The organism is Streptomyces sp. NPDC091282, from assembly GCF_044757385.1.
In the GTDB taxonomy this organism is placed as follows: Bacteria; Actinomycetota; Actinomycetes; order Streptomycetales; family Streptomycetaceae; genus Streptomyces; species Streptomyces gramineus.
Genome location: NZ_JBIVUX010000002.1, coordinates 430,753 through 454,691, shown reverse-complemented (window position 1 = coordinate 454,691; position 23,939 = coordinate 430,753). Strand labels below are relative to the sequence as shown.

Here is a 23,939-nt window from a genome sequence, read left to right as displayed (position 1 = left end):
CGGCCGAGCGCACGCCGGCCGCCCCCGGGCCCCGCTCGCGGCCCGCCCGGGCGTCAGGCGCCGGACAGCAGGTGCAGACGCAGGGCGAGTTGGAGTTCCAGGGCCTGCTCGGGGGCGTTCCACCCGGCACCGAGCAGCGCCTGAACGCGGTCGAGGCGCTGCACGACCGTGTTCACGTGCACGTGCAGTTCCTCCTTCGCCCGGGTCAGGCTCCCGCCGCAGTCGAAATAGGCGCGCAGCGTACGGACCAGCTGGGTGCCGCGCCGGCTGTCGTACTCCAGCAGCGGACCGAGGGTCGCGGTGACGAAGCCGTCCACGTCGTGGTCGTCGCCGAGCAGCACGCCGAGGAAGCCGAGTTCGGTGACGCCGGCTCCCTGCCCGGTGCGGTCCAGGACGTGCAGCGCCCGCAGACAGCGCATCGCTTCGGTGTGCGCGCCGGCGATGGCCCGCGGTCCCGCGGCCGGGCCCGTGCCGGCCACCGTGACCGGTGTGCCGATCAGCCGGCCGAGCCGTTCGGCGGCCAGCCGGGCCGCCTCGCCCGGCGTCGTGCCCTCACCGGGAAGCAGCAGGACCACGGCGGCCTCGTGTTCCGCGCTGACACCGCCGCTCCCGAACAGGTACCGCACGGCCGCGTCGGCGAGCCGTCCCCGTGCCTCGTCGGCGGTCCGGGCGACGAGCAGGACGTGCGGCCGGTCCAGGTCGAAGCCGAGGCGGCGGCCGCGGGCCACCAGGCCGGCCGGGTCGCGGTCGGGCGCGGTGAGCAGATCGGTGATCAGATCGCCGCGCACCCGGTTCTCCGTCTCGGCCACCGACCGCCGCAGCAGCAGGAGCAGCGAGGTCACGACACTGCTCCGCTCGAACAGGCGCTGGTCGGGGCCGTCCAGGTCCGGCCGCCCGTACAGCACCAGGCAGCCCAGCAGTTCCTGGCCCGCCAGCATCGCGCAGACCCAGCGCCCGTCACGGAACACCGCACGGGCGGACGCGCGGGAGTTCTTCGCCGACGCGACCAGCGCGGCGGCCTCCGCGCGCTCCCCGTCCTGCGACCCCTCGGCGAACGCGCCGCCCTGCCCGCCGACCGCGGTGAGCGGCCACCCGGCCCCGTCGTGGACCGCGACGTCGCCCTTCAGCAGACCGCCCACGGCGGTGGCGACATCGGACACGTCGCCGCCGCGCAGCACCAGATCGGTGAGCCGGTCGTGGGACTCCTCGGCACGCTGGACGGCGGCCGAATGCTCCCCGATCACGGCGTTGGCCTCGGCGAGTTCGGCCAGCGCCGACCGTGTGTCGGCCATGGCCTTCGCGGTGTCGATCGCGATGGCCGCGTGGTCGGCCAGCGAGCACAGCAGGGCCACCTCGTCCGGGGCGAAGGTGCGGGGCGTCCGGTCGGCCGCGAAGAGCGCCCCGATGACCTGGCCGCCGCTGCCCGACCCCAGCAGCAGCGGGACGCCGAGGATCGCGACCAGCCCCTCGTCCAGGACTCCGGCGTCGATGCTGCCGGTGTGCAGGAAGCGGTCGTCGGTGCGGTAGTCGTGGGTGGCGTAGGGACGCGCGGTCTGCGCGACCAGACCGCCCAGTCCCTCGCCCAGTTGCAGGCGCAGGTTCTGGAACAGCCCGGACACCGAGCCGTCGGTGACCCGCATGAAGGTGTCCCCGGCGTCCTCGTCGGGCAGCGTGAGGTAGGCGGTGTCGGTACCCAGGAGCAGGCGGGCCCGCCGGACGATGGACCGCAGCACGGCGTCGAGGTCGCGCAGCGCGGCCAGGTCGCCCGCGGTGTCGAAGAGCGCCGTCAACTCCGCTTCCCGGCGCCGGTGCTGCCGGAGAGTGCTCTGCACCCGCAGTGCCGCCTCGGTGGCCTTCTCCACCTCCGCGAGGTCCTCGGCGCTGGCACCGTCACGGCGCGCGTCGGCCGCGACGGTGCCGAGTTCCTCGGCGGGAGCGCCCGCGGCGAGCATCTCCAGCAGGCGGCGCAGGTGACGGGTGACGGGGACGGGGGAGTGCGGCATGGGCGGGCTACCGTTGCTGAGTCGGTGGACGGTGGTGGCGGGGCACGGCCTGGAGCGTAAGGCCCGATGAGGGCCGGTGTCCCCCAGCAGGCAGGACACCGGCTCCCGTTGGTGCGCGGCGCGCGCCGTCAGGCGGACGCGGCCGGCTGCTGCTCCGGGGCCGCTCCGGCCGTGGAACCGCCCGGTTCGACGGCCGACAGGTCCCGGCCGCGGGTCTCGCGGGCGGCGACGACGGCGACGACGGTGATCACCGCGGCCAGACCGACGTACACCGAGATGGGGGTGGCGTCGCCGTAGGAACTCAGCAGAGCGGTCGCGATCAGCGGAGCCGGGGCGCCGGCCGCCACCGAGGAGAGCTGGGCCCCGATGGACGCGCCGGTGTAGCGCATCCGGGTCGCGAACAGCTCCGAGAAGAACGCGGCCTGGGGCGCGTACATGGCGCTGTGGAAGATCAGCCCGACGGTGACGGCCAGCACCAGCGAGGGGAACGACCTGGTGTCCAGCAGGGCGAAGAAGGCCCACGACCACACGCCCACGCCGACCGCGCCCACCAGGTAGACGGGCTTGCGCCCGACCCGGTCCGAGAGCGCGCCGAACAGCGGGATCAGACAGAACTGCACGGCCGAGCCGATGAGCACGGCGTTCAGCGACGTCTGCTTGTCGATCTTGAGATGCTCGACGCAGTACGTGAGGACGAACGCGGTGATCACGTAGTAGGAGATGTTCTCGGCCATCCGCGCGCCCATCGCGACCAGCACGTCCCGCCAGTGGTGACGCAGGACGGCCACGAACGGCGGCTGCTCGGCCCGCTGTTCCGCCTTGCGCCGTTCCGCCTTGGCCAGCGCCTCCTTGAACAGGGGCGACTCGTCGACGGACAGCCGGATCCACAGACCGATCATGACCAGGACGGCCGAGAGCAGGAACGGCACCCGCCAGCCCCAGGAGTCGAACGCGTCGTCGCTGAGCACGCTGGTCATCAAGGAGAGCACCCCGACGGCGACCAGGTTGCCGGCCGGGGCGCCGGCCTGCGGCCACGAGGCCCAGAACCCGCGCCGTTCGGCCTCACCGTGCTCGGAGACCAGCAGGACGGCCCCGCCCCACTCGCCGCCCAGGGCGAAACCCTGGATCAGCCGCAGGACGGTCAGCAGCAGGGGAGCCGCGACGCCGATCGTGTCGTACCCGGGGACGCAGCCGATCAGGGCGGTGGAGAGCCCCATCATCAGCAGGCTGATCACCAGGAGCTTCTTGCGTCCGAAGCGGTCGCCGAAGTGACCGAAGACCACGGCGCCGATCGGCCGGGCGGCGAACCCGATGGCGTAGGTGAGGAAGGACAGCAGCGTCCCGGTCAGCGGGTCCGAGTCGGGGAAGAACACGCGCCCGAAGACGAGGGCCGCGGCCGAGCCGTACAGGAAGTAGTCGTACCACTCGATGGTGGTGCCGATGAGGGACGCGGCGACGATGCGCCTGAGGCCGGCGGGGGTTGGTGGAGCGGCTGCGGGCGACGACATCGGCACCACTTCCTGGGTGTGACGGGGACGTTTGCGTGTCGCCACACCGTAGGAATCCGCAGGTCAGGCGCACATGTGGCGGAACCACACAGTTCGAGGGTCCGCTATGCGTGCGACCACCATGCCGGCTCGTGGAAAGGCGGTTCTGCTCGTGAGTCCGGCGGTTCACCGACCGGCCGGACTCCACCCGTAGTTCCACCTGTGGGTCCAGGCGCGTACGGGCCCGAGTCAGCAGGCTTGAGGCATGACAACGACTGACTGGATCACCGACATCGCCCTCCTCCTGGTCGTCTTCCGGCAGCTGCGGGAGGGCCGCCTCGACGTGAAGTCGTACGTGATCCCCCTGGGGATCGTGGCCTTCGTCGCGCACAGCTACCTGAAGACCGTGCCCACGGCCGGCAACGACCTGGTGCTGATCGGTGCGCTCGTGGCCGTCGGCGCGGCCCTCGGCGTCGCGGGCGGCATCTACACCCGTATACGCAAGTCCGGCACGCATCTCTTCATCAAGGCGGGCGCGGTCTCCGCGACCCTGTGGGTGCTGGGCATGGGAGCGCGGATGGGCTTCCAGCTGTGGGTCGACCACGGTGGCGCCGACGACGTGGCCCGCTTCAGCCTGGCCCACCAGATCACCACGCAGGACGCGTGGGTGGCCGCGTTCGTGCTGATGGCACTCACCGAGGTGGTCACCCGGCTGGGCACCATATTCCTCCGCGGCCGCATGGCCACCCGGGAGCAGCTGCAGCCGGAGGCCGACGGACGGCGCACGACGGTCGCCGCGCAGCGGTCCGTCTGACCACCGACTATCGTCGCGCCGTGTCCTTCTCCGACAGTCTCCCCGCCCCCGGGCCGGCCTCCTTGCGTGAGCCCGGCCCCCGGGCCGTGCTCCGGCACGACGCCCGCCTCCAGTGGGCCGTCACCCTGCTGATCATCGCCATCGCGGTCAGCACCGTCCGGCCGGTGGGCGTCAGCGGCCGCGGCCTGGCCGTGGTCGCCCTGCTGGCGGTCAACTCCCTTGCCCTGCTGGGCAGGCACCTGCCGCTCGACGTCCCGCGCCGGGTCGCGCTGGTCTGGCTGACCGCCGGTGTCGTGGCGGCGGCCGCCCTGCTCGAGGTGAGCAACAGCGGCTCCGGTTACCTCTTCGCCTACTTCCTCGTCGGGCACGCCGGCTACCGTCTCCCCCTCAGACCGGCGTTGGCGGTCGCGGCCTTGTCCAGCCTGCTGTGCGGCGCTGTCTTCTACTTCTACGTCGGCCCCGATCACCAGGTGCTCACCTGGACCTTCGGCCTCAGCACCGGCGTCCCGGTGGTGGCCGGAATCCTGGGCCGGGGCAGGCAACAGGCGGTGGAGGCGAGGCTCCAGGCCGCCGAGTCCGCCGAGCGGGCCGCGCGGGCCGAGGCCCGAACGGCCGTGCTCACCGAACGAGGCCGCATCGCCCGCGACGTCCACGATGTGCTGGCGCACTCGCTGGCCGGGATCAACATGCATTTGGAGCTGGCGGACGCCCTGATGGACACCGGGGACCTGGAGAAGGTCCGCGCGGCGCACAACAAGGCGCAGAGCCTGGTCAGGGAGAGCCTGAAACAGGCCCAGTGGACCGTGCACGCGCTGCGCGAGGACTCCCTTCCGCTGCTCGAAAGCCTGACCGCCATGATCGAGTCGTCCGGCCACCGCGAGGTGCTCACCGTCACCGGGACCGTCCGGGAGCTGCCGGCACAGGTCACCCAGAACGTGCTGCGCATCGCGCAGGAGGCGCTGACCAACGCGGGCCGGCACGCTCCCGGCGCCGAGGTCGCGGTGGAGCTGACGTTCGACGCCGACTCGACCAGCCTTGCCGTCCGCAACGGGCCCGCGACCGGTGAGGCGGCCGCGGGTGTCGGCAGCGGCATGGGACTGATAGGAATGCGCGAACGCGTCGCCCTGCTGGGCGGCACCCTCACCGCGGGTCCGCTCACCGAGGGACCGGACCGGGGCGGCTGGCAGGTGGAGGCAGTGATCCGAGGATGACGACGAACGAACCGGCTCAGGAGCCGCGCGACCCGCAGGACGCGCCGACCGAGCGTCCGCTGAAGGTGATCGTCGCCGACGACCAGGCCGCCGTCCGCGAGCCCTTGGCCGCGGTGCTCGACATGAGCGAGGACATCGACGTCGTGGCCGTCGCCGCGGACGGCACCGAGGTGCTCGCCGCCGTGACCGCCGCACCGGTCGATGTCGTCCTGATGGACCTGCGCATGCCGGTGATGGACGGTGTCGAGGCCACCCGTCGGCTGAGCGAGGAACACCCCAGAACGGCCGTGGTCGTGCTGACCACGTTCGCTGACGACGACTCGATCCTGGCCGCCCTGAGTGCCGGCGCCCGCGGCTACCTGACGAAGAACGCGGGGCGCCAGGACATCGTCCGCGCGATCCGGACCGCCGCCGCGGGACATTCCGTACTCGACCAGGAGGTGCAGAACCGCCTCCTGGCCACCGTACGCACGCGCTCGACGGCCGCCGCACAGCCGCTGCCCGCGGACCTCACCCGCCGCGAACGTGAGGTGCTCACCCTGATCGGCCAGGGCCTTCCCAACCGGGCCATCGCCGGGAAGCTCTTCGTCAGCGAGGCCACGGTCAAGACCCACATCAACAACCTGTTCGCCAAAGCCGGCATCCAGGACCGCGCCGACGCCGTCCGCCGCGCCATTGCGGCCGGCCTGGCATGACCCGGGCCCGGTTTCGGGCGTCCAGGCCGCCGTGCGTCCAGCCGGTGGCCGGCCGCCGGGCAGCTGCCCCGTCGTCGTCCTGGGTGAAGGCGGCGGGTGCCGTCAGGGTGCACTGCCCGGACCCGATACAGGTGCCGTGGTCGATGCGGATCTCCACGGGGGGCGGTCTCAGGTGGTCGGGCGGGGGAGTCTGGGCCCGGCTCGTGCGCGGTGGCACGGCCGAGCGTCAGCAGGACCCACTCCTCGAAGTCGCGGTCTCCTCTCGACGCACCGCGACCTACACCGGCCTGATGGACCCGATCCGCTACGTCCTGGACGAACCCACCACGGGTCTGCACATGCGGGTGGTGGTGCCGGGCGTTCAGCGGGCGGTCCAGCCGCCGTCGAGAGGGATCGAGCTGCCGGTGATGGACGCGCTGCGTTCGCCGCACAGCCACAGGGCCGCCTCGGCGACCTCGGCCGGCTCGATCAGCCGTTTGATCGCGGTGCGGTCCAGGAACACCTGGTCCACCACGTCCGCGGCCGGGATGCCGTGGGCGCGTGCCTGGTCGGCGATCTGACCCTCGACCAGCGGGGTGCGGACGTAGCCGGGGTTGAGGCAGTTGCTGGTCACACCGTGCGGGGCGCCTTCCAGGGCGACGACCTTGCTCAGGCCCTCCAGCGCGTGCTTCGCCGTCACGTACGCGGACTTGTAGGCACTCGCCCTGAGCCCGTGCACGGACGAGATGTTGACGACCCTGCCCCACCCGTGCGCGTACATGTGGGGCAGCGTGCGGCGCAGGATGCGGAACGGCGCTTCCACCATGACCCGCTGGATCAGCGTGAAGCGCGCGGGCGGGAACTCGTGCAGCGGGGCGACGTGCTGCAGACCGGCGTTGTTGACCACGATGTCCGCGTCGTCCGGCAGCGCGTCGACGGCCTCGGCCTCGGAGAGGTCGGCCACGACGGCGGTGCCGCCGATCGCCTCGGCCACCTCCTTGGCGGCCTCACCGGCCCGGTCCACCACGTACACCTCGGCACCGGCCGCGGCGAAGCCTTCCGCGCAGGCCCGGCCGATCCCGCTGGCGGCGCCGGTGACCAGAACCCTGCGCCCGGCCAGGAAGCGGATCGGCGCCGGATCGGACGCGGCGGTGTCCCCGGGCCCGGGGTGTCGGGATGAGCCCTCGTCGGGGCTCTTCGTGCTGTCCATGGCCGAACACGGTAGGCAGGAACCGGACGATGAGACATGTGGGCCGTCGACACACCTGCGCACCACGAGATGGTGGCCGGCGCCGTCCCGCACCGGCAGGCCCGGGACGGCGCCGACCGCGGCCGCCCCGCACCACCGGACAGCCGCCGCGGCTCCGGCCCGCGGGACCCGCCGCATGTCACAGCGGCACCGCCCGCACCATGGCTGCGGGAGCCACGGCGGGCGGCGGTGTCCTGGGTGCCCCTGACATGTCGCGGCCCGGAGCGCCGGTCGTACCTTCCGTCTCCAGCAGGCCGGTTCGACGGACGGCGGGCGCGGACAGGTGCCGCGGCGGCTGTCCCAAGGGCAGGGCGCGGGGCGCGGACCGGGCGGGGTGGGACCGCCGGGCGGCGCACCGGGCCCGTGATCCCCCTCCCTCCCCACCACCCATCGGAGTCGCATCATGCTTCACTCCACCTGGCGTCGAATGTTCCGGCGGACCGCACTGGCCGCCGTACTGGCCGCCGTCGTGACGGGCCTCGGCGTCGTCGCCCCCGTCACGACGAGCGCCGCCGCGGCCGCCGGCACGCTCCAGCAGGTCACCAACTTCGGCTCGAACCCAGGCAACCTGGCGATGTACGCATACGCGCCGACCGGCCTGCCCTCCGGCGCGCCGCTGGTGGTCGCCCTGCACGGATGCACCCAGTCGGCGAGCGACTACCACGCGCACTCCGGCTGGCAGAAGTTCGCCGACCAGTGGGGCTTCGCCGTGGTGTACCCGCAGACCAGCTCGGCCAACAACAGCCTGTCCTGCTTCAGTTGGTTCGACTCGTCCAAGGACACGCGCGGCAAGGGCGAGGCGGCCTCGGTCAAGCAGATGGTCGACACCGCGGTGGCGCAGTACGGTTCGGACCGCACCCGCGTCTTCGTCACCGGGCTCTCCGCGGGCGGCGGCATGACCGCGGACCTGCTCGCCGACTACCCGGACGTGTTCGCGGGCGGCGCCGTCGACTCGGGCCTTCCCGCGCAGTGCGCCACGACGCAGACCGCCGCCTCCGGCTGCCAGTACAGCGCGCAGAACCTCACCCCGAAGCAGTGGGGCGACAAGGTCCGCAACTCCTACCCGGGCTACACGGGTCCGTGGCCGCGGGTGGCCATCTGGCAGGGTTCCTCCGACACCACCGTCGCCCCCGTCAACGGCACCGAGCTGCGCGACCAGTGGACCGACGTCTGGGGCATCGGCCAGACCGCCTCCAGCACCCGGACCCTCACCGGCGGCACCACCGAGAGTGTCTACGACGACAGCACCGGCAAGGCCGCGGTCGCCCTGTTCTCCGTCTCCGGCATGGCGCACGGCCTCGCCGTGAACCCCGGTTCGGGAGCCGACCAGTGCGGCACCACGGGGACCTACTACCTCAACTACATCTGCTCCAGCTACCACACCGCGAAGTTCTGGGGCCTGGACGGCAGCGGCGGCGGCGGAGGCACCGGCTCCCTGCCCGCCCCGTCCGGCCTCACGGTCACCGGCACCACCGGCACCGGCGCCTCGCTGTCGTGGAACGCCGTGAGCGGCGCCGCCTCGTACAACGTCTACCGGGGCGGCGCGAAGGTGGGCTCCGCGACGGGCACCGCCTACACCGACACCGGCCTGTCCGCCGGCACCGCCTACAGCTACACCGTGGCGGCGGTCGACTCCTCGGGAGCCGTCGGCGCGTCCTCCGCGGCGGTCACGGCGACGACCACCGGCTCCGCGCCCGCGTGCTACACCGCCAACAACTACCAGCAGGTCCAGGCCGGGCGCGCCCACCAGTCCGGCGGCTACACCTACGCCAACGGCTCCGGACAGAACATGGGCCTCTACAACGTCGCCATCACCCACACACTGAAGGAGACCTCACCGGGTTACTTCGTCATCGCGGACTCCGGCTGCTGAACCGCCGCGGCCCCGCGCCCGTCTCCCCGACGCGGAGACGGGCGCGGGGCCCGAGCCTTCCCCCACCGGACCAGGCCGACCGGCCCGGCGCCGAGGTAGCGCGAATCAGGTCCAGACCCCACGGTTGGCGTCACCGGACCGACTCGCCGCCTCCCGGCCGGTACTGGTGAGTGTCCAGGTAGGAGCAGGTCCTCCATGGTGGTGGACGGCGACGGCTAGCCACCGGAGGGGTGGCAAGCCGTCGGGGCGGGTTCGTCCTGGTCAGAGGCGTTTCGCGCTGCGGAACAGCTTGGCGTAGAAGCCGTTGCCGTCGATGCGGGAGACACCGCCCGCGTCGCCGATCGTCGGGCCGTTCTGCTCCTTGCGGCTGGAGATGAAGACCTTGTGGCCCTCGGTGTCCAGGCCCAGGTAGAGGGCGACGTGGTCGATGTGGTCGGCGGTGCGGTGGTCCATCTTGAAGAACAGCAGGTCACCGGGTTGCAGCATGTCGGTGTTCTTCGGACGCGTGTACCAGGGCGACGGGCCCTGGAGCTTGATGATGTCGACGCCGGTCTTCGAGCGGGCCATGCCGTTGGCGGAGCGCGGCAGGCCGTCGCCCAGGGTGTCGCTGGCCATCAGCGGATAGCGGGACCGGTAGCCCCACACCATCCGCATGAAGCCCGAGCAGTCCAGCGCGCGGTAGCGCTCCGGGCGCGGGCTCATCGTCGTCCCGTTGCGGAAGGTGTAGGGGATGCCGAGGTAGTCGTAGAAGTCGTTCTGCTCCAGGCGGTCCACCCCGTCCGCCTTGTACGGGCCGAACACCGCGTCGCCCGCGTACGGCACGCCCGCGGAGTCCTTCTTGACCGGCACGCCCTGCACGTACTGGAAGGCGATCGCGAAGATGTCGTCCTCCTGGCTGCCGTAGTACTGCTTGAACCAGTCCTTGAACCACTGCTGGTTCTCGGCGCCCTTGGTCCACGGCTCCGACATGAGACGGACCCAGTCGTCGGTGATCACCTTGGTGCTGGTGTTCGCCGGCTCGGTGAACGTGCGGGAGGGACCCTTGAGGGTCGCGGTGCGGGCACCGTCGGTGAAGGTGGCGATGATCGCGCCCTTGCCGTCGCGCAGCACGGACCGCGCCGGGTCGTTCAGGCGCTCCCAGGTCTGCTTGCCGGTGGCCGTGCCCGAGTTCTGCAGAGCGTTGTCGGTGACCGTCTGGGCGGCCGGGACCTTCGCCTGTTCGTCCTTGCGTAGTTCGTAGGTGAAGTACGCGCTGCCCGCGAGCAGCGCCAGCACCGTCGCCGTGTGGACGACCGGGCGGCCTTTGCGCTTCGGCATGGTGAGGGGCTCCAGGATTGCGTCGGGTAGGGGCGGACTCAGGCGGAGGGCAGAGCGCCCAGCAGGATGCCGGCGGTCAGCACCACATAGGTGGCGAGGGTGACCGAGCCGACGGACAGCAGCGTCGCGCCCTTGGGCTGGCGGACCAGCTGGTAGCCGATCAGGCCGGGGACGATGAACCCGAGCGTCTGGTTGGCGTACAGCAGCGGGAACTCCATCTGCAGCACGATGATCACGGTGGCCTGGATGAGCACGCCGCTGAGCACCACGGCGGCGAACAGCCGCTTGCCGTAGAGGATCACGAACTTCTGCATCAGCAGGGTGGCGACGTAGGTGAGGACGGTCACGCCGACCACCAGGGCGGCCCGCTGCAGGTCCTCGATGAGGGTGAGGGCGAGCCAGCCGGGTGTGATCATGCCGCCCGGCGACAGGTTGGTGGCCAAGTAGCACATCAACGAGAACATCAGACCCAGACCGATGCCGATCGCGGCGATCTCGGGGGTGAGGACGGAGGGGATCAACGCTGTTCTCCTGGGCTGTGCCACTGCTGGCTCTCGTCGGCGGAAGACTGGGGGGAAATGCGGGGCTCGAACAGCCCGCGGGGCGCGGCCTGTCCGGGTGCGGTGCCGTTCTCCGGGCGCGCCTGCGGCGCGGTGGGGGCGGACCGGTCGTCGCGGTGCTGCCGGGTCCGGGCGTCGTCGGGGTACGGCCGGGCGTACCCGGACCGGTCTGCCCGTTCCTGGTCGGGGTAGGGGTGCGCGGCGTCGCGCTGCACGGGAACCTGCCCGGCGGCATACGGCTGCTGCTGCCCGTAGCGCGACTCGTACGCCTGCGAGTAGCCCTGGTAGGGGTCGATGCGGGGCACGTACAGCTGCATGGTCTCGACGTGTTCGACCACGGCGGGCGCCTTCTCGGCCCTGCCGGCCGGGGCGGCTGCCGCGGACTCGTCGGGGCTGTCGTCCGGCGGGAGTTCGGCGAGGTGCTCCAGCAGGATCTCGCCCTGGCCGTGGATGTTGCCGATCGCGACCAGCGAGGAGTCGGGACCGAGCTGCTCCAGCAGCCGGGCCATGAACTCGTGCGGGTCGCGCTTGTCGCCGCCGAGGTCGACGGCGCGGGAGCGGAACTCCGCGGGGATGGCGTCGATGGCGGACTTGGCCGGGTGGCCGATGACGAAGACGCGCTCGGGGTCGAGGTCGGGGATGATCTCGCCCATCTGCCCGTTGCGCTCGACGCGGTCGGGGCGGCAGTTGATGACCACGTTGACCGGGCGGTGGATGGCGCCGAGGTCGAGCAGCTGGTTGATGTTCATCAGCGTCGACTCGGGGTCGTTGGCCGCGAAGACGTTGGCGAAGCGCAGCTTCTTCCCCTCGGGCGTGACATAACGCTCGACGGAGAGGACACCCGGGTCCGGCGGCGCCTCGTACATGCCCTGCAGGGCCGTCTCCCGGTCGACGCCGAGGAGTCCGGCCACGGTCAGCGCGATGGCCACGTTCTCCTTGAAGGTGAACCAGCTGAAGCCGCGCAGCTCCTCGTCGGTGACGATCTCCGGATCCGCGTAGATCAGTCGGCAGTTCCGGGCGTCGGCCTCCTCCTGGAGGATGTGGAAACGATCCTTCTCCGCGGTGACGCAGATGCCGTCCTCCGGCATCGACCGGCACAGCGAACGCGCCACGTCGTCCAGGGTGGGGCCCATCTCGGCGAGGTGGTCCTCGCGGACGTTGCAGAGCACGCCGATCGTGGACCGGATCAGCTTGGACTGGTTGATCTCCTGGAGGGCCGGCATGACGGCCATGCACTCGATGACGAGCGCGTCCGGCGCGTACGCGGCGGCGCGCCGCACGATGCCGATCTGCTCGACGACGTTGGCGATGCCGAACTTGCGGTAGACCGGCTCCTCGGTGGCGTCGGGGTGGATGAACCGGGCCGCGGTGCCGGTCGTCTTGGCGACGGTGGTCAGACCGCCGCCCCGCAGGGCGCCGGCGCACAGCCGGGTGATGGACGACTTGCCGCGGATGCCGTTGATCAGGACCCGGGTCGGTATGTGGTCCAGGTTGGTGAAGTGCCGCCGCTGCTCGACGATGCCCGCGACGAGCATGATCGCGCAGCACACCAGCAGCACGGTGTAGAGGAAGAGCACGGGCGATCAGTTCCTTGTGTACTGCTGCGGCGCGTGCGCCTGGGGCGGGGTGCGGCGGGGCTGCTGCCGGCTCAGTTCCTGCAGCTTCTGCCGGATGAGTTCGAGGGAGCGGGTGACCGCGCCGACCTCGTCGTGGTGCTGCGGGAACAGCACGGTCTTGCGGTCGCCGTCGGCCAGCGCCTCGGCCCGCTGGGCCAGTGAGCGCAGCGGGCGGGCCACCACGATGTGCATCCAGCCCAGGCAGGCGGCGGCCGCGGCGGCGCCGAGCAGTCCGGCGAGCACGGTCCGGTTCTGGCTGTCGTACTCGGGGATGTCGAGCCGGTTGGCGGCCTGCCAGCTGACCACGCTCCAGCCGAGGGACTCGGCGGGACCGCTGCCGGCGAACGGGGCGGCCGCCGCGATCCGCACGCCGCCCTCGCGGTAGAGGACCCCGTTCGCGCGGGCCTTCTTGCCGAGCCGCTGGGCGCTGGCGGCGGCCAGGTCCTTGAGGTGCTCGTCGGGCAGTCCCTGGAAGGCGAGGAAGCCGGTGTTGCCGGCGATGACCTTGCTGTGGTCGTCGACCAGGCGGACCACGCCCAGACCCGGCCGGGTCAGGAGCGCGTTGAAGAACTCGACGCGGAACTCACCGACGAGCCGGGCACCGTTCCGCCCGGGGATCTCGGCGTCCGCGACGACGACGGGCTCCTTGCCGCCCTGGCCCAGCAGCCGGATCGGGGTGTCCGAGACCCGGTGGGCGCGGATCACCTTGGGGCTGTTGCCCTTGGCGGCCAGGATCTGGCCGGAGGAGTCGACGACGTACAGGGAGCGGTAGCGCCGGTTCTCGTCGAGGGTGCGTTCCAGCACCTTGCCCATGGTTTCGGCGTCGGTGCGGTTGCCGATGAGGGACGCGACCGAGTCCAGGTCGGCGCTGCCCTCGTTGAGGGCGCGGCGCACCCGGTCGCTGAGGGTGTCGGTGCGCTCCCGCTGGTCGCTGACGAGCTGCTGGGGTACGACGGCCTTGTCGTCGGCGCGGTTGACCAGCAGCATCAGCGGTGCCGACCAGGCCAGCAGCAGGACCGCGCAGGCGCTCAGCAGGGCCCGGGTGCCGACCCGGCGCAGTCCGCGCGGGCGCGACGCGGCACCGGTCGCCTCGACGGTCTCGCCGAGCAACTGCCGGCGCAGCCGTTCCAGTGCGCTGCCGATGCGTCGCGCCTCGCCGTAGCCGGGGACGCTGACGGGCCGGGTCAGGTCGCCGCGGGTGAGCCGGCGGGATTCGAGGAACAGCCGGATCAGCGGCCGCTGGACGGTGCCCAGCAGGACGGCGACGGCGACGGCACCGGCGACCAGGAGGGCGCCGCCCGCCAGCAGGCCGAAGACCACGGACTTCGTCCGGGTGGGGTCCTCGCTGACCTTGGCCATGGCGACGACGGACAGGCCGAGCCCGGAGGCGGTGGTGATCTCGCCGGGGGCGGGCGCGGCCAGGGTGGCGTATCCGGCGACGGAACGGCTGCTGAGCACGTGCCCGCCGACCACGCTGCCGCTGACGCCCTGGTAGCCGCCCATGCCGGGTTCCTTGCTGCTGCGCGGATCCTGGCGGGCCTTGCGGGCGGCGAGCTGGGCGAAGGACTTCAGCTGCTTGTTGGACGCCTTGATGTCCGCGCGGTCGGTGTCGTTGCGCACCTGCTCGGGCTCGGGGATGCCGTCGCTGCTGAGGATCGCGCCGTTCTGGTCGGCCACGGCGATGGACCGGAACTGGCCGAGGCTGATGCCGGGGAACGTCAGGTTGCTGGAGGCCACCAGCAGCAGCTGCGGTCTGCCCGGCCAGGACAGCAGGGCCAGGGACAGCAGGCGCGTCTCGCCGTTCTTCAGCCGGACCATGCGGGGTGCCAGGCCGCCCTCGTCGCCGAGGGAGGCGGTGTTCACCGAGGTCAGCGGTACGGTCTCGCCTCGGGCCGCGACCAGCTTGCCGGAGCGGATCTCGACGACGGCGGTCCCGGTCCACTTCTGGTAGGTGCTGCCGAGTTTGTCCAGGGCGGCGTCGCCTGAGACCGGCTCGCCGGCGCTGAACAGCGCGGCGGACCGGGTGAGGTCGGTGACCGACTCGTCGATGGAGGCGCGCAGCGCGATGGCGCCGTCCTCCGCGAAGTGCTGCTGAGAGGTCAGTACCGCCTTGGGCACCCCGGCGTTGTCGACCCGGCCCAGTACGAGCGCGGTGATACCGGCGAGTGACAGCAGGAGCACCGACAGCACCGCGATCGGCGGCCGGATGCCTCCGATCAGCGACATGTCGGCTCGGCGGCGGGCTCGGTGCTGCCGCGCCGGGGGCGGTGACGCCAAGGGAGGGTCCTCTCAGGCTGTACAGGTGGTCAGTCCCCGCGGAGAAGCGGGGACGGTGTGTCCGTTGCGTGTGGGCTGCGGGCACACCTGTTACGCGAGTGTGTCCGCAGCACTCCGACCACCCGGAAACACATGAAGTTGCCCCCGTATGGCTGTGATCTGCGCAACATTCAGCTTTTAGGCGGTCAGATTCGGGCACCCGGACACGTTGACCGCCCGGTGGAACCGGGCGCCGACCCGCCCACGGCGCCCGCGCGACGCGACCGCCGCAGCCGGCGTCGGACGGCCGTCACGACCGCCGCCCCGACGTCAGACGGCCGTCACGGCATCTCGGTCAGCGGCTTCAGGCCGTCCTCGGCCGCGCCCCGGTTGTAGAGGGTTCCCTCGGTGCGCTCGAAGGCGAGCCGCAGCCGGGCCCGCTGGCGGTCGGTGAGGTCCTTGTCGTCGCGGAGCGCGGCGGGCACGTCCAGCAGGCGGTAGTCCCGCGCGTCGTCCTCGGTGTACGTGGCCTTGCCGCCGTCCGTGGCGTTCTCGGCGTCCGGCGGGATCTCCAGCAGGGTCGGCTCGAACCGCGGCTGGACGTCCCAGTGGCCCTTGCCGTGCTCGGTGAACGTGAACCAGGCGATCACGCCCTCCTCGGTCAGTCCGGTCGGCACCTCGTGCCGGGCGATCTGGTTCCCCATGCCGTACGCGACCCAGGTGCCGTCGACCTTCTCCATCGGCTGCACCACGTGCGCGTGGCAGCCGATGACCAGGTTGACGCCGGTCTGCCGGGCGATCTCCCGGGCGAAGGAGATCTGCTGGCCCGAGGGCTCCGGGTGGTGCTCCAGGCCCCAGTGGATGGAGAGGATCACCACTTCGGCGCCGGCGTCGCGGGCCCGCTGCTCGGCCGCCTTGATTGCCTTCAGGCTCATCCTGTTGGCGACCCACGGCTTGCCCTTGGGGTACTCGTGCGGCTCGTTGAAGCCGTAGGCGAACGAGATCTGCGCGACCTTGACGCCCTTCACGTCCATGATCAGCGGAGTGAGCGCCTCCTTACGGGTCCGGAAGGAGCCGGTGTGCTTCAGGCCGGCGTCGTCCAGCGCGTCCAGCGTGCGCCGGACACCCCCGTACCCGTGGTCGAGCGTGTGGTTCGAGGCGGTGGAGCAGGTGTCGTAGCCGAGGTCCTTGATCGTCTTGGCGGTCTGCGGGGGCACCTGGAAGTCCGGGAAGCCCTCGAAGGGGCCGTTCACCGTGCCCACCACCGGCTCGAAGTGGCAGATGCCCAGGTCCGCCTTGCTGATCACCGGCTTGATGCCGGCCATCATCGGCCCGAAGTCCAGTCCGGCGACGCCCTTGCCGGTGGTCTTGGCGTCCTTGCGGGCCTGGTCCACCAGCGCGGGGTGCATCAGGATGTCCCCGGCCGCCGCCACGGTGAAGGTACGGCCCGCGGGCCCGCCGGCTCCGTCGTCCGAGACGAGCCCGCAACCGGTGACGGCTGCGACGAGGGAGAGCGGGGCCAGCAGGCTGAGCGGGGTGCGGCTACGGCGTATGTTCACCGGGATATCTTGATACGACCATGAGTGCCAATCGCTCGCGTATCATAACGATCACGACAATTCTCCTGGTCATCGCTGGTCTCGCCGGTGGTACGACCGCCGTGATCCACGCCACTGGAGGCGGCGGACCGGCTTCCGGTGACGGTCGTCACGGCCAGGACGCCCAGCCGGTGGACCTGGCCCGGGAGGTCGCGGACTACACCGGCCGCTTCACTCCGGACGGCGGCTACCGGCGGCCCGGCCGCGCGGACCGTACCGCCGTCGCGCGGGCGGTCGGCCTGCTCGTCGACGGCCACCGCGCACAGGCCGAACGGATTCTCTCCGGACGGGACTTCACCGTACGCACGGTCCTCGACCGGGTCTCCGGACACCACTACGCCGAGGTCGCCGACCGCACCGACGCGGCCGTGACGCCGCGGGGCTGGGGGCGCGTCTACGTCGACCTGGACCGCACACCGCGGTTCTCGATCCAGATCCCCCACCCGGTCTTCGACAAGAGCACCGAGCAGTTGGGCGTACGGGTCCTGCGCGACTCTCCCGGCGGCGTCCTGGTGATCGCGGGAGCACACCGCAGAGCCGGAGCCGGCAACTCCGCGGACGTGGCACATCGACGGGACACCGTCTTCTACGCCATCTGCGCCGAGCTGGTCCGCCGCGGGATGCCCGGCCTCCAACTGCACGGCTTCGCGGCCTCCACCGCCCCCGGCTACGACGCGGTCGCCTCCACCGGCCCCGGATCGGCCGCCGGCTCGGACGCCCGCCGGCTGGCCGACGCCCTCGGCACCCACGGTTTCCACGTGTGCCGGGCCTGGGCACGGAAGTGTCCGGTGGAGGGCAGCACGAACATGGAGGGCCGGGCCGCCGACGCCGCGGACGTACCCTTCCTGCACGTCGAGTTGGCCCCCGGCGTCCGCCTGGAGGCACCGGCCGCGGACCGCGCGGCCACCGCCATGAGCGAGATCACCCACCGATGGGCGACCGCTCCCACCGCAACTCGTCCCGCCCGCACGGGCTGACACGGCTCGGCTCGGTAGGGCCCTGGACACCGACTCGACGGCCCGGTGAGAATCCTGCTCACGACGGCACACCATGTCCTGGAAGGCCTTCGAGTCCAGGATGCGCGGATGTAGGCTGAACGACGCCCTTGACCTGCAAAAACGCAGGCAGGGAGCCGTCTCGTAGGAGTCAGACATGCTGCGCACCATGTTCAAGTCCAAGATCCACCGGGCCACCGTGACCCAGGCCGACCTGCACTACGTGGGATCGGTGACCATCGACGCCGACCTTCTCGACGCCGCCGACCTGCTCCCCGGTGAGCTGGTCCACATCGTCGACATCAGCAACGGCGCCCGGCTGGAGACGTACGTCATCGAGGGCGAGCGGGGTTCCGGAGTCGTCGGGATCAACGGGGCGGCCGCCCATCTCGTCCACCCCGGCGACCTGGTGATCATCATCAGCTACGCTCAGGTCACCGACGCCGAGGCGCGTACGCTTCGGCCGCGGGTCGTGCACGTGGACCACGACAACCGCGTCGTGGCGCTCGGCGCCGACCCGGCCGAGCCGGTACCCGGCTCGGACCAGGAGCGCAGCCCGCAGGCCGTGTCGGCCTGACCGGCGGACCAGGAGGGCGACATGAGCGACATCGAGATCCGCGACGACCGCGCGGCGGGCCGTCTGGAGGCGGTCGCCGGCGACGAAGTCGTCGGCCACGTCGAGTACTTCGTGCTGGAGTCGCCCTCCCGGGCCCTGGTGCCCGTGCACACCATCGTGGAACCGGAGCACGAGGGGAAGGGCATCGCGGGCTCCCTCGCCCGCGAGCTGTACGCCATCGCCGAGCGCGAGGGCACCCCGGTGGCCCCGCTCTGCCCCTACGTCGTCAGGTGGGCCGAACGCCACCCCGAGGTGGCGCCGCAAGCCGACCCCGAGCTGCTGCGCGCGGCGAAGGAGTGGCTGGTCGCCCACCCCGGCCGTTTCTGAGGAACCCGTGGCGCTCGCCCTCCTGCACACGTCCCCGCTCCACGTCCCCGTCTTCGACGCCCTGCGCGACGAGGACCACCCGGGCCTGGGGCTGCGCCACCTGGTGGCGCCCGACCTCCTCGCCCGGGCCCGCGCGGAGGGGCCCGAGGCGGTGGCACCGCAGGTCACGGCGGCCCTGGAGCAGGCGGCCGCGGACGGCGCAGGGGCCGTCCTGTGCACCTGCTCGACGATCGGCGAGGTGGCGGAATGCGCCGCCGCCCGGGTCGGTGTCCCGGTGGTCCGGGGCGATCGTCCGATGGCGGCGGCCGCGGTGACGGCCGGGCCCCGCGTCGCGGTCCTCGCGACGGTCGAGAGCACCCTGGCCCCGACCCTGGCTCTGATCGAGGACGAGGCCCGGCGCGCGAACCGCCCGGTCCGCGCCCGCGTGCAGGTCGTGGCGGACGCCTGGACCCGTTTCGAGGCCGGGGACGTCGAGGGCTGCGCCCGTCTGGTGGCGGCCGCCGCGGACACCGTGACCGACGCCGACGTGATCGTCCTCGCCCAGGTCTCGATGGCTCCGGCGCAGCGGCTGACGACGACGTCCGTGCCGATCCTCTCCAGCCCGCGTCCCGGTCTCGCCGCGGCCGCGCGGGCGGCGGGGTGAGTGCACCGGTCCCGTCCGGGTACGCGAGGGGTGCACCCCGCAGGTGCAGTCGAGCCACCGGCCGGAGGACGCCATGACGAACCCGCAGCCCACCCCCGTACCCCCCGAGCCCCAGCCTCCGGACCCCTACCCCAGCCCGGTCCCCACCCCTGAACCACCCCCGGCCCCGGGCCCCGTCCCGACCCCGCCGGCCCCGACCCCCACCCCACCCCCGGTCCCCCCGGACCCCACCCCCACCCCCCAACCGGGCCCACCCCTCACCTGACCCCACCCCCTGGGGGGCGCGGAGAACGGCGCAAACCCCCGATCAACCCGCACCCACGAACACACCCCAGGCGGCCACCCACCAAAGGGGCGCGGGGAACTGCGCAAAACCGCAGCTCACCCGCGCCCGAAACGCAACCGCGACCGAAACAGCCGACCGCCTACGCCTACGCAGTGACCTCGCTACGGTCCCCGCCCCACAGCGTGTGGAACGCCCCCTCCCGGTCCACCCTCCGGTACGTGTGCGCCCCGAAGAAGTCCCGCTGCCCCTGCGTGAGCGCGGCCGGCAGCCGCTCCGCCCGCAGCGCGTCGTAGTACGCCAGCGCCGCCGAGAAGCCCGGCACCGCCACACCCTCGCGCGTGGCCGCGATGACCACCTCGCGCCAGTCGTCCTGCGCCCCGGCGATCTCCCGCGCGAACGTCTCGTCGGACAGCAGGCTCGGCAGGTCCGCCCGCGCGTCGTACGCCGCACGGATCCGGTCCAGGAACGCCGCCCGGATGATGCAGCCGCCCCGCCAGATCGAGGAGACCGCGCCGAGGTCGACGTCCCAGCCGTACTCGTCGCTGCCCGCCTGGATCTCGTGGAAGCCCTGCGTGTACGACACGATCTTCGACGCGTACAGCGCCTGCTCCACCCGGTCGGCGAACGCCGCCGCCTCTGCCTCGGGCAGCGGCGTCGGCTTCGGTCCCGCCAGGCCCTGGGAGGCGGCCCGCAGACCGGCGTGACCGGACAGCGACCGCGCGAAGACCGCCTCCGCGATCCCGGACACCGGCACGCCCAGGTCCAGGGCGATCTGGACGGTCCAGCGGCCGGTGCCCTTCTGCTCGGCCTGGTCCACCACCACGTCCACGAACGGCTTGCCGGTGGCCGCGTCCACGTGCGCCAGCACTTCCGCGGTGATCTCGATCAGGTACGAGTCGAGCCGGCCCGTGTTCCAGGTCCGGAAGACGTCCGCGATCTGCGCGGGGGAGTACCCGGCGACGTCCCGCAGCAGCTGGTACGCCTCACCGATGAGCTGCATGTCGGCGTACTCGATGCCGTTGTGGACCATCTTCACGAAGTGCCCGGCGCCGTCGGGACCGATGTGCGTCACGCACGGCGCGCCGTCGGCCGCCGCCTTCGCCGAGATCTTCTCCAGCATCGGGCCCAGCGAGTCGTACGACTCCTTCGGGCCGCCCGGCATGATGCTCGGCCCGTGCAGCGCGCCCTCCTCGCCGCCGGAGACGCCCATGCCGACGAAGTGGATGCCCTGCTCGCGCAGCGCTTTCTCCCGGCGCCTGGTGTCCGCGAAGTGCGCGTTGCCACCGTCGATGATCATGTCGCCGGGCTCCAGGAGCGGGGCGAACTCCTCGATCACCGCGTCCGTCGGGTCGCCGGCCTTGACCATGATGACCAGCCGGCGGGGCCGCTCCAGGGCCGCCACGAACTCCTTGGCGGTCTCGGCCGCGATGAAGTCGCCCTCGTCCCCGAAGTTCTCCACCAGCTCGCGTGTCTTGGACACCGTGCGGTTGTGCAACGCCACCGTGTAGCCGTTGCGCGCGAAGTTCCGGGCGAGGTTGCGGCCCATGACCGCGAGACCCGTGACGCCGATCTGCGCCGTAGTGCTCATACCGCCTGCTCCTCAAAGATCAAGTGATCCCGTAGAACGTGCAAGGGATGCTGCCGCCGCTCCTGCCCGCCAGTATTGCCCAAAGGCCATCCTGACTCGCCGTTCGACCGGCCGCACTTGCACATACGGATCACAGGCGCCGACGCCTCAGCCGTCTCGCGGCCCACTTCACCCGGGGGGCGCGCGGTCCGCGGACTGACGGTGGATCAACTCGGCCGCGCCGCGCGCCGCTTCACGCCGCGTCCGCCGTGCCGCCGGGTGTGAGAGGCGGCTGATTGCCGCCTTGTCATGGCCTGTTCGTGGCGCTTACTTTTGGCCTTCCTGACGCGCGTGGCGAGGGGGATCTCAGACATGGCCGAACGCGGCCGGCACCGCCGGTACCAGCCGAACAGGATCAACCGCGCCTCGCTCACGGTCACGGCGGGCGGCGCCGGACTGGCGCTTCCGCTGGCCGCGGCCGGGACCGCCGACGCGGCCTCCGTGTCCACCTGGGACAAGGTCGCCGCCTGCGAGTCCAGCGGCGACTGGGGCATCAACACCGGCAACGGTTACTACGGCGGGCTCCAGTTCACCCAGTCCACCTGGGAGGCCTATGGCGGCACCCGGTACGCGCCGCGCGCCGACCTCGCCACCAAGGACCAGCAGATAGCCGTGGCCGAGAAGGTCCTGGGCGGCCAGGGGCCGGGCGCCTGGCCCGTCTGCTCGGTCCAGGCCGGGCTCACCCGCGGCGGTGCCACGCCCGAGGTGCACACCGAGAGCGCCGCCACCCGCCCCGCCAAGAGTTCGGTACGGGACGTACAGCCGCAGACCACACCGCAGTCCAGGGCCGGCAAGGCCGAGATGTACACCGTGGTGCACGGCGACACGCTCTCCGGGATCGCCACCGAACAGGACGTCGCCGGCGGCTGGCACCGGCTGTACGCCGCCAACCGGACGACGGTCGGTTCCGACCCCGACCTGATCCTGCCCGGCCAGCGGCTGAGCCTGACCGGCCACGAGACCCGCTCGCCCGCGAAGAAGGCGACGAAGACGGCGGCCAAGCCGGCCCGCACCAAGCCCGCGGCCAAGCCGGAGACCAGGACGAAGAAGGCCGCCACCCACGGCGACCACGCCCTGGTCGCGCCGGTCGACGCGCCGGTCGGGACGCCGTACCACGCCTCCGGCTCGCACTGGTCGAAGGGCTACCACACCGGCGTCGACTTCCTCGCGCCCACCGGCAGCACGGTGAAGGCGGTCGAGGCCGGCCAGGTCGTCACGGCCGGGTGGGGCGGTTCGTACGGCTACCAGGTGGTCATACGGCACCCCGACGGCCGCTACACGCAGTACGGCCATCTTTCGGCCATCTCGGTACGGGCGGGACAGGGCGTGTCCACGGGGCAGCGGATCGGCCGGTCGGGGTCGACCGGAAACGCCACGGGCCCGCATCTGCACTTCGAGGTGCGGACGGGGCCCGGTTTCGGCACGGACATCGACCCGGTCGCCTATCTCCGGGCCGGCGGCGTCAGGATCTGACCCGGATCCGGCGGCGGTCGGCTCCCGGGGCCGGTACGTGGCCGACGGCCGGGAGCACGACCTCGGCCAGGTCCGTCACGGATCCGGTGCGCTGCCGCGGCATCTCTGCCAGACCGCCGCCCGCCAGGCCCGCGTCCACCAGGTCGGCTTCCATCAGGTCCAGCGGCGCCGGGCCGTCCGTCGTGAGGTCCGCTTCCGGCGTCGGAGTCGCCTCCGGCACCCCGGCCGCCGCCGGGACCGCCCCGGTCGGGACCGCCTCGGACGGGTCCGTCCTCGTCCGGCCGGCCTCGGCCAGTTCCACCAGGGCCTCGATGAGCGGCTCCGGTGAGGCCTCGGGTTCCGGCGCGGCGTCCGCGGGATGCGGTGTGCTCTCGATGCGTTCGGTCGTCAGCAGGATCAGACCGCCCATCGCGACGACACCGCAGGCCAGCGCCAGCAGGGTGCCGGTCGTGCCGTAGCGGAACGTCTCGTGGAACATCGTGATGCCGACCGCCGCGGCCAGCACCGGGTTGACCACCGTCAGCGTGGCCAGGGGCGCGGCGAGGCCGCCGCCGCGGTACGCCGCCTGGGAGATCGTGACACCGGCGACGGCGTACACGCCGATCACGGCCAGCCAGAGCAGGTCGGACAGGGCGACGCCGCCGTCCCAGTCGATCGCCACGACCTTGGTGAACACCGAGGACATGCCGAAGGCTATGCCCGAGGCGACGGCGAGCAGCACGCTGCGCACCGCCGGGTGCCGGTGCGCGGCGCGGCCCGCGGCCATCAGCGCGACGATCGCCCCGCCGGTGACCACCGCGACCCCGGTGCGCCCGGCGGAGTCCAGGGTGTGGGAGTCGGAGGTGCCGACCAGGGAGAGCAGTCCGGCCAGGCCGACGGTGGCCATGACCGCGCCGCGCCAGGCGGTCGAACCGGCCCTGCGGCCGACGAAGAGGGCCGCCATGGGCAGCGCGAACACGATGGTGAGCGCGCCCAGCGGCTGGACCAGGCTGAGCGGGCCGTAGGCCAGCGCCACCACGTGCAGCAGTCCGCCGAGGCCGTTCAGCGCCATCGCCCCCCACCAGCTCGCGCGGCGCAGCGGCGCGTACTGCTCGCCGGGGGAGGTGACCGCCACCTGCTCCTGCACGATCGCTCCGCCGGCGTAGGCGACGGCGGACACGAAGGACAGCAGCACGGACAACGCGAGGGCACTCAAGGCTGGCTCCTCTGCGTCGGGCGGATCCGCAGGGCGGTCCCGCACGGTGAACGGTCGGCTTCCATGAGCAACACTCTGCCCGCCCGATCGCTTCCCGTCGTCGTACCTGAGCACCCAAT

At 72.2% G+C, this 23,939-nt stretch carries 20 protein-coding genes; 9 read left to right on the top strand and 11 right to left on the bottom strand.

Translation table 11 applies throughout. The features are described from left to right. Window positions 1–53: 53 nt before the first annotated feature. Window positions 54–2,003 (bottom strand): helix-turn-helix domain-containing protein, encoded by a 1,950-nt coding sequence (locus ACIQOE_RS09150; RefSeq protein WP_401410651.1) that lies wholly within the window; start codon window positions 2,001–2,003, stop codon window positions 54–56. 128 nt (window positions 2,004–2,131) lie between these two features. After that, entirely contained in the window at window positions 2,132–3,511 is a 1,380-nt protein-coding gene (locus tag ACIQOE_RS09145; protein ID WP_401410649.1) for an MFS transporter, read from the bottom strand. Window positions 3,512–3,755: 244 nt separating this feature from the next. Here ACIQOE_RS09145 and ACIQOE_RS09140 point away from each other — a divergent pair, with 244 nt between their 5' ends. The 3 genes from ACIQOE_RS09140 to ACIQOE_RS09130 all read left to right on the top strand — a co-directional run bounded on the left by ACIQOE_RS09140 (window position 3,756) and on the right by ACIQOE_RS09130 (window position 6,210). Continuing rightward, the gene (locus ACIQOE_RS09140) at window positions 3,756–4,304 is read left to right on the top strand and encodes a hypothetical protein (RefSeq protein ID WP_401410647.1); all 549 of its coding nucleotides are present in this window, start codon (window positions 3,756–3,758) and stop codon (window positions 4,302–4,304) included. 62 nt (window positions 4,305–4,366) lie between these two features. Continuing rightward, on the top strand, window positions 4,367–5,515 hold the full coding sequence (locus ACIQOE_RS09135) for a sensor histidine kinase (RefSeq protein ID WP_401411551.1): 1,149 nt from the start codon (window positions 4,367–4,369) through the stop codon (window positions 5,513–5,515). Then, complete coding sequence (locus ACIQOE_RS09130) at window positions 5,512–6,210, top strand: response regulator transcription factor (protein WP_365559681.1); 699 nt, start codon at window positions 5,512–5,514, stop codon at window positions 6,208–6,210. The genes ACIQOE_RS09135 and ACIQOE_RS09130 overlap by 4 nt, the downstream gene beginning before the upstream one ends. Here ACIQOE_RS09130 and ACIQOE_RS09125 read toward each other — a convergent pair. Both ACIQOE_RS09125 and ACIQOE_RS09120 read right to left on the bottom strand, forming a co-directional pair. Next, on the bottom strand, window positions 6,131–6,367 hold the full coding sequence (locus tag ACIQOE_RS09125) for a ferredoxin (protein ID WP_401410645.1): 237 nt from the start codon (window positions 6,365–6,367) through the stop codon (window positions 6,131–6,133). The genes ACIQOE_RS09130 and ACIQOE_RS09125 overlap by 80 nt on opposite strands. A 204-nt stretch (window positions 6,368–6,571) precedes the next feature. Continuing rightward, the gene (locus ACIQOE_RS09120) at window positions 6,572–7,399 is read right to left on the bottom strand and encodes a 3-hydroxybutyrate dehydrogenase (RefSeq protein ID WP_401410643.1); all 828 of its coding nucleotides are present in this window, start codon (window positions 7,397–7,399) and stop codon (window positions 6,572–6,574) included. Window positions 7,400–7,841: 442 nt separating this feature from the next. Here ACIQOE_RS09120 and ACIQOE_RS09115 point away from each other — a divergent pair, with 442 nt between their 5' ends. Continuing rightward, on the top strand, window positions 7,842–9,311 hold the full coding sequence (locus ACIQOE_RS09115) for a PHB depolymerase family esterase (protein WP_401410641.1): 1,470 nt from the start codon (window positions 7,842–7,844) through the stop codon (window positions 9,309–9,311). A gap of 261 nt (window positions 9,312–9,572) precedes the next feature. On the opposite strand, the gene ACIQOE_RS09110 is transcribed toward ACIQOE_RS09115, so the two are convergent. The 5 genes from ACIQOE_RS09110 to ACIQOE_RS09090 form a co-directional block, all read right to left on the bottom strand. Then, a complete protein-coding gene (locus ACIQOE_RS09110; RefSeq protein WP_351314112.1) occupies window positions 9,573–10,628 on the bottom strand; it encodes an NlpC/P60 family protein in 1,056 nt (351 codons plus the stop codon). 38 nt (window positions 10,629–10,666) lie between these two features. Further along, window positions 10,667–11,149 (bottom strand): poly-gamma-glutamate biosynthesis protein PgsC/CapC, encoded by a 483-nt coding sequence (locus ACIQOE_RS09105; protein ID WP_351314109.1) that lies wholly within the window; start codon window positions 11,147–11,149, stop codon window positions 10,667–10,669. Then, complete coding sequence (gene pgsB, locus ACIQOE_RS09100; protein ID WP_401410639.1) at window positions 11,146–12,765, bottom strand: poly-gamma-glutamate synthase PgsB; 1,620 nt, start codon at window positions 12,763–12,765, stop codon at window positions 11,146–11,148. The genes ACIQOE_RS09105 and pgsB overlap by 4 nt, the downstream gene beginning before the upstream one ends. 6 nt (window positions 12,766–12,771) lie before the next feature. After that, complete coding sequence (locus tag ACIQOE_RS09095; protein WP_365568094.1) at window positions 12,772–15,030, bottom strand: cache and HAMP domain-containing protein; 2,259 nt, start codon at window positions 15,028–15,030, stop codon at window positions 12,772–12,774. 371 nt (window positions 15,031–15,401) lie between these two features. Continuing rightward, complete coding sequence (locus ACIQOE_RS09090; RefSeq protein ID WP_365559674.1) at window positions 15,402–16,619, bottom strand: CapA family protein; 1,218 nt, start codon at window positions 16,617–16,619, stop codon at window positions 15,402–15,404. Window positions 16,620–16,720: 101 nt separating this feature from the next. On the opposite strand from ACIQOE_RS09090, the gene ACIQOE_RS09085 reads away from it, so the two are divergent. The 4 genes from ACIQOE_RS09085 (at window position 16,721) to ACIQOE_RS09070 (ending at window position 19,239) form a co-directional block, all read left to right on the top strand. After that, window positions 16,721–17,635, top strand: coding sequence for a hypothetical protein (locus ACIQOE_RS09085; RefSeq protein WP_401410636.1), 915 nt, complete (start codon window positions 16,721–16,723; stop codon window positions 17,633–17,635). A 175-nt stretch (window positions 17,636–17,810) separates the two neighbouring features. Beyond that, complete coding sequence (gene panD, locus ACIQOE_RS09080) at window positions 17,811–18,230, top strand: aspartate 1-decarboxylase (RefSeq protein ID WP_351314095.1); 420 nt, start codon at window positions 17,811–17,813, stop codon at window positions 18,228–18,230. 21 nt (window positions 18,231–18,251) lie between these two features. After that, window positions 18,252–18,596 carry a GNAT family N-acetyltransferase gene (locus tag ACIQOE_RS09075; protein WP_351314092.1) on the top strand — a complete coding sequence of 115 codons (345 nt, stop codon included), beginning with the start codon at window positions 18,252–18,254 and terminating at the stop codon, window positions 18,594–18,596. Window positions 18,597–18,603: 7 nt separating this feature from the next. Next, window positions 18,604–19,239, top strand: a complete 636-nt coding sequence (locus ACIQOE_RS09070; RefSeq protein WP_401410634.1) for an aspartate/glutamate racemase family protein — start codon at window positions 18,604–18,606, stop codon at window positions 19,237–19,239. Window positions 19,240–19,670: 431 nt separating this feature from the next. Here ACIQOE_RS09070 and gndA read toward each other — a convergent pair whose 3' ends face one another. Continuing rightward, complete coding sequence (gene gndA, locus ACIQOE_RS09065; RefSeq protein ID WP_362643568.1) at window positions 19,671–21,113, bottom strand: NADP-dependent phosphogluconate dehydrogenase; 1,443 nt, start codon at window positions 21,111–21,113, stop codon at window positions 19,671–19,673. Window positions 21,114–21,464: 351 nt separating this feature from the next. Here gndA and ACIQOE_RS09060 point away from each other — a divergent pair, with 351 nt between their 5' ends. Further along, entirely contained in the window at window positions 21,465–22,625 is a 1,161-nt protein-coding gene (locus ACIQOE_RS09060; RefSeq protein WP_365567626.1) for a transglycosylase family protein, read from the top strand. Here ACIQOE_RS09060 and ACIQOE_RS09055 read toward each other — a convergent pair. Continuing rightward, a complete protein-coding gene (locus ACIQOE_RS09055; RefSeq protein WP_401410632.1) occupies window positions 22,615–23,820 on the bottom strand; it encodes a DMT family transporter in 1,206 nt (401 codons plus the stop codon). The genes ACIQOE_RS09060 and ACIQOE_RS09055 overlap by 11 nt on opposite strands. Window positions 23,821–23,939 lie beyond the last annotated feature (119 nt).

What these genes read in the sequence shown, in the direction of transcription:
- ACIQOE_RS09140 (WP_401410647.1), top strand. Translation starts at nt 3,756, where the DNA reads ATGACAACGACTGACTGGATCACCGACATCGCCCTCCTCCTGGTCGTC.
- gndA (WP_362643568.1), bottom strand. Translation starts at nt 21,113, where the DNA reads ATGAGCACTACGGCGCAGATCGGCGTCACGGGTCTCGCGGTCATGGGC.
- ACIQOE_RS09110 (WP_351314112.1), bottom strand. Translation starts at nt 10,628, where the DNA reads ATGCCGAAGCGCAAAGGCCGCCCGGTCGTCCACACGGCGACGGTGCTG.
- ACIQOE_RS09075 (WP_351314092.1), top strand. Translation starts at nt 18,252, where the DNA reads ATGAGCGACATCGAGATCCGCGACGACCGCGCGGCGGGCCGTCTGGAG.
- ACIQOE_RS09150 (WP_401410651.1), bottom strand. Translation starts at nt 2,003, where the DNA reads ATGCCGCACTCCCCCGTCCCCGTCACCCGTCACCTGCGCCGCCTGCTG.
- ACIQOE_RS09060 (WP_365567626.1), top strand. Translation starts at nt 21,465, where the DNA reads ATGGCCGAACGCGGCCGGCACCGCCGGTACCAGCCGAACAGGATCAAC.
- ACIQOE_RS09145 (WP_401410649.1), bottom strand. Translation starts at nt 3,511, where the DNA reads ATGTCGTCGCCCGCAGCCGCTCCACCAACCCCCGCCGGCCTCAGGCGC.
- ACIQOE_RS09130 (WP_365559681.1), top strand. Translation starts at nt 5,512, where the DNA reads ATGACGACGAACGAACCGGCTCAGGAGCCGCGCGACCCGCAGGACGCG.
- ACIQOE_RS09115 (WP_401410641.1), top strand. Translation starts at nt 7,842, where the DNA reads ATGCTTCACTCCACCTGGCGTCGAATGTTCCGGCGGACCGCACTGGCC.
- panD (WP_351314095.1), top strand. Translation starts at nt 17,811, where the DNA reads ATGCTGCGCACCATGTTCAAGTCCAAGATCCACCGGGCCACCGTGACC.
- ACIQOE_RS09120 (WP_401410643.1), bottom strand. Translation starts at nt 7,399, where the DNA reads ATGGACAGCACGAAGAGCCCCGACGAGGGCTCATCCCGACACCCCGGG.
- ACIQOE_RS09095 (WP_365568094.1), bottom strand. Translation starts at nt 15,030, where the DNA reads ATGTCGCTGATCGGAGGCATCCGGCCGCCGATCGCGGTGCTGTCGGTG.